Source organism: Quadrisphaera granulorum (assembly GCF_003149145.1).
Classification (GTDB): Bacteria; Actinomycetota; Actinomycetes; order Actinomycetales; family Quadrisphaeraceae; genus Quadrisphaera; species Quadrisphaera granulorum.
The window spans coordinates 143,233-156,224 of the sequence record NZ_QGDQ01000009.1 but is presented as its reverse complement, the minus strand read 5'-3'; the positions used below and the strand labels follow the sequence as shown (position 1 = coordinate 156,224).

General features: G+C 72.5%; 10 protein-coding genes. 1 reads left to right on the top strand and 9 read right to left on the bottom strand.

Annotation, left to right across the window (positions count from 1 at the left end; all coding sequences use genetic code 11):
- Positions 1–727: 727 nt before the first annotated feature.
- From BXY45_RS09295 to BXY45_RS09265, 7 genes are all read right to left on the bottom strand, one after another.
- Complete coding sequence (locus BXY45_RS09295; RefSeq protein ID WP_425468312.1) at positions 728–2,233, bottom strand: MDR family MFS transporter; 1,506 nt, start codon at positions 2,231–2,233, stop codon at positions 728–730.
- A gap of 89 nt (positions 2,234–2,322) precedes the next feature.
- Positions 2,323–2,940, bottom strand: coding sequence for a response regulator transcription factor (locus BXY45_RS09290; protein WP_109774040.1), 618 nt, complete (start codon positions 2,938–2,940; stop codon positions 2,323–2,325).
- The gene (locus BXY45_RS09285; RefSeq protein WP_146211145.1) at positions 2,937–4,217 is read right to left on the bottom strand and encodes a sensor histidine kinase; all 1,281 of its coding nucleotides are present in this window, start codon (positions 4,215–4,217) and stop codon (positions 2,937–2,939) included. Before BXY45_RS09285 ends, BXY45_RS09290 begins: the two co-directional genes overlap by 4 nt.
- 11 nt (positions 4,218–4,228) lie before the next feature.
- Positions 4,229–5,059 carry an ABC transporter permease gene (locus BXY45_RS09280; protein WP_109774038.1) on the bottom strand — a complete coding sequence of 277 codons (831 nt, stop codon included), beginning with the start codon at positions 5,057–5,059 and terminating at the stop codon, positions 4,229–4,231.
- Complete coding sequence (locus BXY45_RS09275) at positions 5,056–6,024, bottom strand: ABC transporter ATP-binding protein (RefSeq protein ID WP_109774037.1); 969 nt, start codon at positions 6,022–6,024, stop codon at positions 5,056–5,058. The genes BXY45_RS09280 and BXY45_RS09275 overlap by 4 nt, the downstream gene beginning before the upstream one ends.
- Positions 6,025–6,141: 117 nt before the next feature.
- The gene (locus tag BXY45_RS09270; RefSeq protein ID WP_109774036.1) at positions 6,142–6,879 is read right to left on the bottom strand and encodes a response regulator; all 738 of its coding nucleotides are present in this window, start codon (positions 6,877–6,879) and stop codon (positions 6,142–6,144) included.
- Positions 6,876–8,621 (bottom strand): sensor histidine kinase, encoded by a 1,746-nt coding sequence (locus BXY45_RS09265; RefSeq protein ID WP_211319395.1) that lies wholly within the window; start codon positions 8,619–8,621, stop codon positions 6,876–6,878. The genes BXY45_RS09270 and BXY45_RS09265 overlap by 4 nt, the downstream gene beginning before the upstream one ends.
- A gap of 163 nt (positions 8,622–8,784) precedes the next feature.
- On the opposite strand from BXY45_RS09265, the gene BXY45_RS09260 reads away from it, so the two are divergent.
- Complete coding sequence (locus BXY45_RS09260) at positions 8,785–10,230, top strand: cation:dicarboxylate symporter family transporter (RefSeq protein ID WP_109774034.1); 1,446 nt, start codon at positions 8,785–8,787, stop codon at positions 10,228–10,230.
- 200 nt (positions 10,231–10,430) lie between these two features.
- Here BXY45_RS09260 and BXY45_RS09255 read toward each other — a convergent pair whose 3' ends face one another.
- Together BXY45_RS09255 and BXY45_RS09250 are read right to left on the bottom strand one after the other, a co-directional pair.
- A complete protein-coding gene (locus tag BXY45_RS09255; protein WP_170131409.1) occupies positions 10,431–11,087 on the bottom strand; it encodes a PilZ domain-containing protein in 657 nt (218 codons plus the stop codon).
- Positions 11,088–11,246: 159 nt separating this feature from the next.
- On the bottom strand, positions 11,247–12,677 hold the full coding sequence (locus BXY45_RS09250) for a glycine--tRNA ligase (protein ID WP_109774032.1): 1,431 nt from the start codon (positions 12,675–12,677) through the stop codon (positions 11,247–11,249).
- Positions 12,678–12,992 lie beyond the last annotated feature (315 nt).

Genomic DNA, 12,992 nt, shown 5'->3' with positions numbered 1-12,992 from the left:
CCTTGGGGGTGTGGGGGGTGCGGATGGTCGACGGGGTGCCGCACATCCGGCCGCCGCGGGCGGTGGACCCGCTGCAACGGTGGGTGATCAACCCGAGAAGGTCCTTGCGAGAACAGACCGCCCGTCAGCTCACGCTGGCGATCCCCGCCCAGGGCAGACGTGCCGGTAGCGGAGCGCGACGGGCAGGTGCTGGTGGTGACCCACCAGGGCCATCGGGACCGCCTCCGCCTTCGCCCCCACAACATCAACATCAACATCGTGACCCGTCCGACATTGCCGACCCTGATGTCGGGGTCGACGCGGGATGCCCGGACATCCCCTCTCGCCACGGCACCTGCGAGTGCTGAGGCACTCCCCCTGCGCCTCGGCTTCGTGCCGGGCTGCTCGGTGATGCCCGTACCGAGCTTGCTGGGGACGCCGGCTGCTGGCGTGCTTGCGCCTCCCCGCGCAGACTGTGCGCTGAGCTCGACATCCACCCTGGCACTGCGACCGTGGTGGACTCGGCGAGCGGTTGCTTGCCCTGGGCTGCATGAGGGCTCGACTGTGCATGCTGCGGGGTGCTGCCGTCGGTCTCGACGAAGTCTGCGGCGTGCGCGCACGCTTCCTTCAGCTCTGCTGCGGACAGCACGTTCGTGACTTCTCGTAGTCCACGGCCGACCGCACATGTCCCGCTTGCCGCTCTCAGCGGCGAGGACGCCACCCGGACGTCAGTGATCAAGACTCACGTTCAGGTGCTGGCCTGGAGGTCGCCGTCGGGGTCTGGCTGACCGCTGGAGCGTGGAGCGGGACGGTCCTTCGGCATGAGGACGACGGCGACCAGTAGCACCACCGCGAGCGCCAGCACGCCGAGGAAGACCAGGTGGACGGCGTCGGCGAGCTCTCCCGGCGCTACCCCTGCGCCCTCGGCGCTGCGCCCACCGAGACTCGCGTTGACCACGGCCCCGAAGACGGCGATGCCGACTGCGCTGCCCGCCGAGCGCGCGAACATGCTGAGACCGGTCACCACGCCGCGCTCACCCCATCCGACCGCGGCCTGCGCGGCGATGAGGGTCGGCGCGGCGGTCAGGCCCATGCCCAGGCCGATGGCAAAGGACGCGCCTGCCACGGCCAGCACGCTCGACGAACTGCCGAGCGGCAGCAGCAGGGCGCAACCACCAAGCACGACAACCGCCCCGACAACGGCCGTGGTGCGCATCCCCACGCGCAGGTAGACGCGTCCCGACTGGGACGCGGAGATCGGCCAGCCGATGGTGAGCGCCGCGAGCGCGAACCCGGCGACGAGCGGCCCGGCTCCCAGGGAGACCTGTACGAAGGTCGGGACGTAGGAGGTCAGGGCCAGGAGCACCGCCCCGATGCAGGCGGAGGCGGCGCTCGTGGTGACGATCAACCGACGCCGCAGTAGGTGCAGCGGCACGACGGGGTCGGCCGCGCGCCGCTCCACCAGAACGAACACCCCGAGCAGCAACGCGTCGGCCACCAGCACACCCACACCGGGCACGGACGCCCACGGCCACGCCTGGCCGCCCTCCAGCACCCCGAGCACCAGCAGGGTCAGGGCCACTGTGAGCACGGAGGCGCCGAGCAGATCGAGCGGAGCACGACGCTTCCGACCTGGCTCGTCACCGTCCTGGCCAGTGCGCCGCCCCCGCTGCTCGTCGAAGCGCCACCCGATCGCGGCGGCGGCCACAAGGCAGAGGGGGATGTTGATGTAAAAGATCCAGCGCCAACTCGTGTACTCGGAGAAGACCCCGCCGAGGGTCGGGCCCACCACGGAGGAGACGCCCCACACGCTGGCGACGTAGCCCTGGACCTTGGCGCGCTCCGCCACGGAGTAGACGTCGCCGATGATCGTCATGGACATCGGCTGCACCGCTCCCGCGCCGAGGCCCTGGACGGCACGGAACACGATGAGGGACTCCATCGACCATGCCGCGCCGCACAGCACCGAGCCGACGAGGAACAGGCCGATGCCCACGAGCATCACGGGCTTGCGGCCGAAGACGTCGGCGAGCTTGCCGAACACCGGCACGGTCACGGCCTGCGCGAGCAGGTAAGCGCTGAACAGCCACGGGAACTGCGAGAAGCCGCCCAGCTCAGCCACCACGGAGGGGACGGCGGTGGCGATGACGGTGGCGTCGATGGCCACCAGCGCCGTCGACAGCATGACGCCCAGCAGCACCGGGCCGCGCTCGGACCGAAGCCCGACGCCCCCGCTCGTCGCACTCACCCGCACCAGGCTAGGTGCCGCGAGCAATCGCGACCCAGAAGGTCGTGGCCGGCAGACAGTGGCCAGCAGACCGCGCCGGCTGGTCGTGACCACGCTCAGCCGAGGAGCCAGCCGTTCTGCTCGGCCAGCCGCACCGCCTCCGCGCGGGTGCGTGCCCCGGTCTTGCCGATGGCTGACGACAGGTGGTTGCGCACGGTGCCCTCGCTGAGATGGAGCACAGCGGCCAGGTCAGCGGCGGTGCCGCCGTCGCGGGCGGCGCGCAGCACCTGCGTCTCGCGCTCGGTCAGCGGGCTGGTCCCGGCGGCGAGGCTCTCCGCGGCCAGGGCCGGATCCACGACGCGCAGGCCCGCGGCCACGCGGCGGACGGCGTCGGCGAGCTCGCGGGCAGGGGTGTCCTTGACGACGAAGCCCGACGCCCCGGCCTCCATCGCACGCCGCAGGTAGCCGGGTCGCCCGAACGTGGTCACCACGAGGACCCGCGTGGCCGGGCAGGCCGCGCGCACCGCGGCGGTGGCGGTGATGCCGTCCAGGCCCGGCATCTCGACGTCGAGGAGAGCCACGTCGGGACGGTGCTCGCGAACAGCGACCACCACCTCGTCGCCGCGGGCGACCTCGGCGACGACGTCGAGGTCGGGCTCCAGCTGCAGCAGCGCCGCGAGCGCGCCACGGACGAGGGCCTGGTCGTCGGCGAGCAACAGTCGCAGCGTCGTCATGCGCGGACGCCCCCGTCGTCGTCCTGATCTCGTGGTGCGACGCTGCCATCGGTGCTGTCGTCCACCGTGACGGACAGGCGGAACCCTCCGGCGCTGGACCGCCCTGTGGTGACGCTGGCGCCGGCCAGGCGTGCGCGTTCGGACAGGCCGGTTAGCCCGGAGCCTGCGCTGCCCGCGACGGGGCCGCGGCCGTCGTCGCTGATCACCAGCTCGTTCGGCGTGAGCTCCACCCAGCAGTGCTGGGCAGCGCTGTGGCGCACCACGTTGGTGATCCCCTCGCGCACCGCCCACGCGAAGACCTCGCGCACCTCGGCGGGCAGCTCGGCGTCGACGCTGGCCGGCAGGTGCGCGGTGATGCCCGCTGCGGCCAAGGCCTGGCGGGCGCCGGCCAGCTCGGTGCCCAGGCTGGCCTCGCGGTACCCGGCGAGCGCGGCGCGGACGTCGGCGAGGGCGTCGCGGGAGAGGCGCTCCACCTCCTCCATCTCGGCGACCGCCCGCGCGGGATCCGCCTCCACCAGACGGGCGGCCAGCTGCGCCTTGAGCGTCACGACGGTGAGGGAGTGACCGAGCAGGTCGTGCAGGTCACGGGCCACGCGGCCGCGCTCTTCGACCACGGCGAGGCGGGCAAGGTCCCGCTGGGCCATGGCCAGCGCGCGACCACCCCGGGCGGTGGCGGTGACACCGAAGATCGTGGTGCCGGCCAGCGCGGTGGACAGGGCGATCCCGTCGAGGTCGCCAAGGCGGGGATCCACGAAGGGCGCGACGAGGCAGCCCACGACGAGACCCACCGTGATGACCACCCCGGCGAGGCGGGGCAACGCAAACAGCGCGTAGACGGCGAGGAAGACGAACGTCGCCGCGCCGTCGATCCCCGCCCCGACGAAGGAGATCGCCGAGAGCACCACGAGCGCGGCGAACGTGGTCCACGCGGCCTGTGGCTCCTGCTCCAGCGCCCAGCCGTACGGGTCGCGGGAGCGGTGACGGAACGCCAGCGACCACAGGTACAGCACGGCGAACGCGAGGATCGCCACCACCGAGACCGCCCCGGAGCTCCGGTCGGGGTTGCGCAGCGCCGGCAGCAGGGGGTTGAGCAGGAACACCAGCCACACGGCCGCCAGGAGCCAGCCCCACCGGCGCCACCGCAGGGCGGTGCGCGACGGCGTCAGCGAGGCTGAGGACGACGGGGACGACGGGGACGACGACGGCAGCGCAGCCCCGGCCGACGCAGCCGTCGCTGCGCCGGCCGAGGGCCGAGCCGTGCTCGCTGTCGAGCGCACGGGGGTGATGGTCACACGCGGGCGGTGTCCCGGCGGAACAGCCAGGCCGCGGCCGCCGCGAAGAGCACCCCCCACACGATGATGCTCGTCACGCCTGCGCCGACGCTGGCCTCGTGGGCGAAGGAGTACCGCGCCAGCACGCTCGGGCCCCACGCGGGCGTCAGGGCCGCTAGGTGCCGCATGGTGGTGCCGAAGACCGACAGCGGCACGAACAGGCCGCCCACCATCGCCAGCAGCGACATGCCGGCACCGATCACCTGCATCGCGGTCTCCGCGGGCACGAGGTAGCCGACGGCCAGCCCGAGCCCCGCGAACGGGATGGCCCCCAGCCACGCCGCGGCCGCCGCGCCGAGCCACTCCCCCGCGCTCAGCCGGCCACCCATCAGGGCTCCCACTCCAAGGACGACGACGACGGGCAGCGCAGCCAGCACGAGCGCCGTCAGCACCTTGGTGACCACCTGGGAGGTGGGACGCAGCGGCGTGAGGCGCAGCTGGCGGCTCCAGCCGGAGCTGCGGTCGATGGACACGGCGGCGCCCGTGACCGCCGCGGCGACCATCGCCCCGTAGACGGCGAAGTTGATGGCCACGTAGGCCTTGCCCTGCGGATCGGACTGGGCCCCGGAGAAGCTCAGGACGAACACCACCGGCAGCAGCACGCTGAAGATCAGCGTGCGGCGGTTGCGCAGCAGGCGCCGCAGTTCCAGCCGCAGGTACGTGGGGTTGACCAGGGGCCGGCGCACCGCCGGAGGCTGGTCGGGGCGGGCGCTCGCCGTCGTCGTCGTCCTCATCGGGGTCGTCGGGGTCGTCGGGGTGGTCTGGGTGGCCTGGGCGGTGGCGGTCATCGCTGCTCCTGCGGGAACGTCGTGGGTTGGGTGAGGGCGAGGAAGGTGTCTTCCAGACCGCGGGCGGTGACCTCGAGGTCGCGGCACGGCGTGGCGGTCAGCAGGTGGCGGGCCAGCGCGTCGGAGTCGGTGGTGTGCGCGGTGACGGTGCTGCCGGTCAGCGAGACGGACTCCACCCCGTCCAGCAGGCCGAGCCGGTCGACCTCGGCGGGGGTGGCTCCCGGCCAGGTGGCGCGGACGGTCCGCCCCGACGACATGGCCCGCACCTGCGCGGCAGTGCCGTCGGCGACCACGCGTCCGCGGCTGACGAGCACCACGCGGTCGGCGTAGGCGTCGGCTTCTTCCAGGTAGTGGGTGGCGAAGATGACCGTGCGGCCCTTCTGGGCATCCGCCTGGATGGCGCCCCAGAATGCGCGGCGGCCCTCGACGTCCATGCCGGTGGTCGGCTCGTCGAGCACCAGCAGGCGCGGGTCCGACAGCAGCGCCATCGCGAACCGCAGCCGCTGCTGCTCGCCGCCGGAGCACTTGCCAACGCGCCGTTCGGCGATCCCGGCGATGCCGGCGCGCTCCATGACGGCGTCCAGCGGCTGGTGGCTGGCGAACAGGCTTGCGGTCAGCTCGACCGTCTCCGCGACGGTGAGGTCCTTGAGGAGCCCCCCGGTCTGCATGACCGCCGAGATCCAGCCGCGGTCGACGGCGTCGCGGGGCGTGGTGCCGCACACCTGGACCATGCCGGCGGTGGGACGGGTCAGGCCCAGCACCATGTCGAGGGTGCTGGTCTTGCCGGCGCCGTTGGGACCGAGGAAGGCCACGACTTCTCCGGGCTGGACCGTGAGGTCGAGTCCGTCGACGGCAGTGACGTTCCCGAACCGCTGCGTCAGACCGCGCAGCACGAGCGCGGGGACGCTAGCGGAGGCCGTGCCCGGGTCCGGGACTGGGGTTCTCGCGATGCTCGCTGTGCTCATGGCACGAGCATCGTCACGACGGCGTCGTCAGCCCTGGGCCCGCCGTCACGACCTGCCCATGACAGACGTCACGGGGCTCCCCTCCCCGGTCCGCCGCAGCCCCTCACTACCGGCACCTCAGCGGCGGCGGGCGGTGCGGTACTCCACCTCGGGGCGGCCGGTACCGCCGTAGCGCTGGTGGCGCTCGAGCTCACCGACCTCGGTGAGGTGCTCGAGGTAGCGGCGCGCCGTGACCCGCGAGGTGCCGCAGGCGGCCGCCACCTCCGAGGCCGACGACGGCGCCGCGGCCACCGCACGCCGCACCGCGTCGACCGTCTCGGCCACCAGGCCCGAGGGCAGCGCGGAAGACGCCTCGCCGGGCGTGCGCAGCGCCGCGAAGGCCCTGTCGACGTCGTCCTGTCCCAGCGGGCCGCTGCCGTCGGCGGCGAGCTGGGCGCGGTAGTCGAGGTAGCGGGTGAGCTTGTCCTCGAAGGAGCGCCGCGCGAACGGCTTGAGCAGGTACTGCACCACGCCCAGCGACACCGCCGAACGCACCGCGGCGAGGTCGCGTGTGGAGGTCACGGCGATGACGTCACCGGTCCAGCGTGCCGCGCGCAACGAGCGGACGAGGTCCAGGCCGTGACCGTCGGGCAGGTCCAGGTCGAGGAGCACCAGGTCGACAGGGCGCCCCGCGGTCGCCGCCGCCTTGAGCTGGGAGACCGCGTCACGGACCGTGCCGACGGCGCCGGCGAGCTCGAACCCGCCCAGCGCGTCGACGTACTGCGCGTGGGCAGCGGCCACGAGCGCCTCGTCCTCCACGACGAGGACGCGGACCCCCCGGGTCGTGCGGGCGGGGGCGTTCGCCGGGCCGCTCACCGCAGACCGGCCAGCGGCAGCCGCACCTCAAAGCGGGTGCCCGAGACACCGCCGTCGTCGTCCTGGATGCCCTCGATGCCCTCGACGTCGCTGCGGGCCAGCACCTCGACCGTGCCGCCGCGGCGGCGGACCACCTGGTCGACCAGCGACAGGCCCAGACCGCGACCCGCAACCGAGGTGGCGACCTTGGTGGACCAACCGCGCGTGAACGCGGTGGCCACCAGCTCGGGGGGCAGGCCGGGGCCGGTGTCGTCCACGCGGACCAGCAGGTCGTCGCCGTCGGGGCGGAGCAGCACGTTGACGTCGCGAGGTCCGCCGCCCAGCTCGGGGGCTGCGCTGGCGTCGACGGCGTTGTCGAGGAGGTTGCCGAGCACCGTCACGAGGTCACGTGACGAGCCGGGCGCGGTGACGAGGTCGGCCGGGAGGTGGCTGTCCTCGTGGATGCGGACGGTGACGGCACGCTCGGCGGCCTGCGCGGTCTTGCCGAGCAGTAGCGCCGAGACCACGGGCTCCTCCACGCTCTCCAGCACGCTGTCGGTGAGGCGCTGGGACAGCTCCAGCTGCTCCACGGCGTACTCCACGGCCCGATCGGGGTGCCCCGTCTCGACGAGCACCACCACCGTGTGCAGCCGGTTGGCGGCCTCGTGGGCCTGCGACCGCAGCGCCTCGGACAGGGCGCGGGTGGAGTCCAGCTCCCCGGTGAGGGCCTCCAGCTCCGTCCTGTCGCGCAGCGTCACCACCGCGCCGTGCCGTCGGCCGGTCCACTCCACCTGCGACTGGCTCACCACGAGCACGCGATCGTCGGTGAGATGGGTCTCGTCCGTGGCGGCACGGCCCTCCACGAGCACATCGCGCACCGACGTCGCGATCGGCAGCTCGGCCACGGGGACGCCGACGGGGTCGGACTCCAGCCCCAGCAGGCGGCGCGCCTCGTCGTTGGCCACGCCGACGCGCCCGTCCGGGTCGACGACGAGCAGCCCCTCGCGCACCGAGTGCAGCACCGCCTCGTGCGAGGAGCGCAACCGCTCGATGTCGTCGCTGGCCATGCCGTGGGTCTGGCGGCGCAGGCGCCGCGACACGAGGGCGCTGCCCGCCAGCGAGACCCCGAGCATCGCCGCCAGCAGCGCCAGCGGCAGCGGCAGGCTCCGCAGGAACTCCTGGTTGAGCTGGGCCGTGGTCACGCCGACGGCGACGAGCCCCACGACGCGGCGGGCGCCGTCGTCGTCCTGATCAGTCGGGCCAGTCGCCCCAGTCGTGCCATTCGCCTCAGTCGCCTCCGCCGACGCGAAGACCGGGACCACCGCGCGGACCGAAGGACCGAGCGTGCCGGCGTAGGTCTCGGTGAACGGCTGACCCGACAACGCCGGCTCGCGCGACCCGAGGAAGGTGCGGCCGATCTGCGCCGCGTCCGGGTGGGTCCACCGGGTGCCGTCGGGCGCCATGACCGTGATGAAGGACAGGCGCGTCTCGGAACGGACCGCCTCGACGAAGGGCTGCAGCACCGCGGACCGGCTCTGCACCGTGCCCGGAGCGACGGCGAGCTCCTGCACCGTCGGGCTCAGTGCCAGCGACTCCGCAACCCCCAGCACCCGCTGAGCGGCGGCTTGCTCATCGCGCCTGACGTCCAGGACCGCATCGACGACGGCGACAGCGAGCATCACCACGACCAGCAACGCCACCTGGAGCACGAGCAGTTCACGGGCGAGCGAGGTCGACCTCCGCCACGGCCCCGTCACGCGCACAGCAGCAAGCATGCCTGGAGTTCACGGCCCATGAACACAACGACCACAAGCGCGACACCCGCGCGGCGGCAGCGCACTCTCTTCAACCAGGCGGGCTGTGACCCGCAGCACACACCCCGGGGCGGTGCAGCCCCGAACACGACGACGTGGAGGTGCGCTGATCATGAGCAGCTCAGCAGCAGCGGTCCCGGCCGGGACCGTCCCCCAGAAGCACAAGGACAAGTCGCACTGGCTGTACATCGCGGTGATCGTCGCGGTGACCGCCGGCATCGTGCTCGGCCTGGCTGCCCCGGAGACCGCCAAGGGCATGAAGCCCATCGGTGACGCCTTCATCTCACTGGTGAAGATGATGATCGGCCCGGTCATCTTCTGCACCATCGTCCTGGGCATCGGCTCCATCCGGAAGGCCGCCACCGTCGGCAAGGTCGGCGGCATCGCCCTCGGCTACTTCCTCGCGATGTCCACGCTCGCCCTGATCATCGGCCTGGTCGTCGGCAACATCATTCACCCCGGCGACGGGCTCACCATCTCCGACGCCTCCGCGAAGGCAGCCCAGGACGCCGCCGCCAAGGCCGCCGAGGCCTCCGCTGAGCACCCCGGCTTCATCGGCTTCGTCACCGGGCTCATCCCCACCACCCTCTTCTCCGCCCTCGTGCAGGAGCAGGTGCTGCAGGTCCTCGCAGTCGCCCTCGTGGTCGGCTTCGCGCTGCAGACCATGGGCGACGCCGGCAAGCCGCTGCTCGACCTGGTCGGCCACCTGCAGAAGCTCGTCTTCAAGATCCTCGCCTGGGTGATGTGGCTGGCTCCGATCGGCGCCTTCGGCGCCATCGCCGCGGTGGTCGGTGCCACCGGCGTCGACGCCCTCAAGGCCCTCGCGATCCTCATGGGCGCCTTCTACCTGACCTGCGCCGTCTTCGTCTTCGTCATCCTCGGCACGATCCTGCGGGTCGTCACCGGCCTGAACATCTTCAGCCTGCTGAAGTACCTCGGCCGCGAGTTCCTGCTCATCGTCTCCACGTCGTCCTCCGAGACCGCGCTGCCTCGTCTCATCGCCAAGATGGAGCACCTGGGCGTGGCCCGTCCGGTCGTCGGGATCGTCGTCCCCACCGGTTACTCGTTCAACCTCGACGGCACCGCGATCTACCTGACGATGGCCTCGATCTTCATCGCCGACGCCATGGGCACCCCGCTGTCGATCCCGGCGCAGATCGGTCTGCTCGCCTTCATGATCCTCGCCTCCAAGGGCGCCGCCGGTGTCACCGGCGCCGGCCTGGCCACCCTGGCCGGCGGCCTCCAGGCCCACGCTCCGGCCCTGGTCCCCGGCGTCGGCTTCATCGTGGGCATCGACCGGTTCATGTCCGAGGCCCGCGCCGTCACCAACTTCGCCGGCAACGCGGTGGCCACGGTCCTGGTGGGCACCTGGACCAAGGAGATCGACAAGAACCGCGTCAAGGCCGTCCTCGCCGGCGACCTGCCCTTCGACGAGAGCTCCCTGGCCGCCGACGGTGGCCACGGCGCCCCGACCGCCGGCCCGGACGCCCCGTCCGAGCGTGACGGTGCCCTGGACCTCTCGGGCGACCGCCCCCTGGTCGGCAGCGCCCAGCGCTGAACCGCCCCACCCCGACGCCCGAGCGCCGGTCTCCCTCGAGGAGGCCGGCGCTCGGTGCGTCCGGGCCCGCCGTCGTTTCGCGCTCACGCCGTCCCGCCGCCCCGTCCTGCCCTCGCCCCCTCCCTCCTCGAGTGGCACGGGGCCACCCCGTGCCATTCAAGGAGGGAGGCGGGAGGCGGCCGACGCCGGCCAGCAACCCCTCAGGAGCTGGTGGTGACCCCGGCCTGCTCGCGGTCGCTGGAGATCTGCCCGAGCACGGCCCGCTCGATGCGGGTGGCGTCGGCGTCGGGCAGGTCGATGAAGCTCAGTGCCACCTCGGAGCGCTGAGCGTCCACGCGGACCACCCGGGCCGAGGCAACGACGGTCTCGTGCGCGTCGACCTCGACGACGAGCTCCACGTGGTCATCGGCGGAGGCGCCGAAGTTGGCAAGCGCGGCGTCGGTGGCGAGCACCACGCGCGCACCGGTGCGCGACAGGTCGATGGTGCGGGCGGCCGCGGCCACCCGGCCGCGCAGCTGCGCGCGGCGCGCGATGTCGGCTCGGGGCTCGGCGCGCTGCTGCTCGGTGGCCAGGGCGAGCACCCCTGTGAGCAGGAGCTCGCCGGCGATGGCGGTGCCTTCGGCGACGGCCTCGAGCACGACGGCAGCGCCGCGGGCGCTCTGGAGGTGCGCCCACACCGGCTCGTCGGCGAGCGAGGCCGCCCCGGCGTCGTCGAGGGTGACGACGGCGGTAGCGACCAGCCCAGCGGGGCTGGTGCTCCAGTCGGACAGGGTGCCCCGCTGCTCGGGTCCCCCGGAGATCGGGAGGAGGCGTACGGGGCCACCCAGCGGGGGCACCTGGTCGGGAGTCAGCAACACGCCCACCAGACTAGGCCGGGCGGCGTGTCGCGGTCAGCCGTTCGATGGGAGCCGTCCGAGGCCGTGGCCCGGGACAGCTTCCACCGAACGCGCCGCGCGTGGCAGGTGCGGCCTGTGGAGCAGAGGGCGGCCCGTGGGGCCGCTGCGACCCGGACCGCCTCAGCAGCCGAGCAGGCGCCCCGCCAGGTAGCTCTCCACCTGGTCGAGGGAGACGCGCTCCTGGGTCATCGTGTCTCGGGAGCGGACGGTGACGGCTTGGTCCTCGAGGGTGTCGAAGTCGACGGTGAGGCAGAACGGGGTGCCGATCTCGTCCTGGCGGCGGTAGCGGCGGCCGATGGCGCCGGCGTCGTCGAAGTCGACGTTCCACGTCTTGCGCAGCTGCGCGGCGAGGTCGCGGGCCTTCGGGGAGAGGTCCTCCGAGCGCGACAGCGGCAGCACGGCGGCCTTGACCGGCGCGAGGCGGTGGTCGAGGCGCAGCACGGTCCGCTTGTCGATGCCCCCCTTGGCGTTGGGGGCCTCGTCCTCGGCGTACGCCTCGATGAGGAACGCCATGAGCGAGCGGGTCAGACCGGCGGCGGGCTCGATGACGTACGGCACCCACCGCTCACCCTTGCCCTGGTCGAAGTAGCTCAGGTCCGTGCCGCTGTGCGAGGAGTGGGTCTTGAGGTCGAAGTCGGTGCGGTTGGCGATGCCCTCGAGCTCGCCCCACTCGCTGCCGGAGAAGCCGAAGCGGTACTCGATGTCGACCGTGCGCGTCGAGTAGTGGCTGAGCTTCTCCTTCGGGTGCTCGTAGTGGCGCAGGTTCTCCCGGGCGATGCCGAGGTCGACGTACCAGTCGGTGCGGGTGTCGATCCAGTACTGGTGCCAGGTCTCGTCGGTGCCGGGCTCGACGAAGAACTCCATCTCCATCTGCTCGAACTCGCGGGTACGGAAGATGAAGTTGCCGGGCGTGATCTCGTTGCGGAAGGACTTGCCGATCTGGCCGATGCCGAACGGCGGCTTCTTGCGCGCCGAGCCCATGACGTTGGCGAAGTTCACGAAGATGCCCTGCGCGGTCTCGGGCCGCAGGTAGTGCAGGCCGGACTCGTCCTCGACAGGGCCGAGGTAGGTCTTGAGCATCATGTTGAAGTCGCGGGGCTCGGTCCACAGGCCGCGGGTGCCACAGTTGGGGCAGGTGATCTCCTCGAGGCCACCGTTGGCGCCGGCGGGCGCGCGGCCCTTCTTCTCCTCGAACTCCTCGGCGAGGTGGTCGGACCGGTAGCGCTTGTGGCACTGCTGGCACTCGGTGAGGGGGTCGGTGAAGACGCCGACGTGGCCGGAGGCCACCCACGTCTGCCGCGGCAGGATGACGGAGGAGTCCAGGCCGACGACGTCGTCGCGGCTGGTCACCACCGAGCGCCACCACTGGCGCTTGATGTTCTCCTTGAGCTCCACGCCGAGCGGCCCGTAGTCCCATGCCGAGCGCGTGCCGCCGTAGATCTCCCCGGAGGGGAAGACGAAGCCGCGCCGCTTGGCGAGACTGACGACGTCGTCGAGGCTGGACTTCTTCTTGCTGGGCTTGCTGGTCTTGCTGTCGGGCGTGGCGCTCATGGCGTGGACCCTCTCCGGCTGGGCTGTCGGCGGACCCTCGATCCTAGGCACGCGCAGCCCGGGGACCCAGGCGGTCCGACTCGCGGCGTTCGGGGTCAGGACGACGACGACGGCGGCCGGCGCGTCGAGGCCGGCCATGGCCGCGGCGCCCCACCGACCGACCGTGGCTCGGTGTCGACAGCTCGCCGCGGGTCTCTTGCCCCCCGTACGCATCGGATCCAGACTTCTGTATCGGATACAGGACTCTGGATCCGAAGAAGCGCACACAGGGGGCACCATGCGGGCTACCACGGGCACTGCGTCGGAGACCTCACC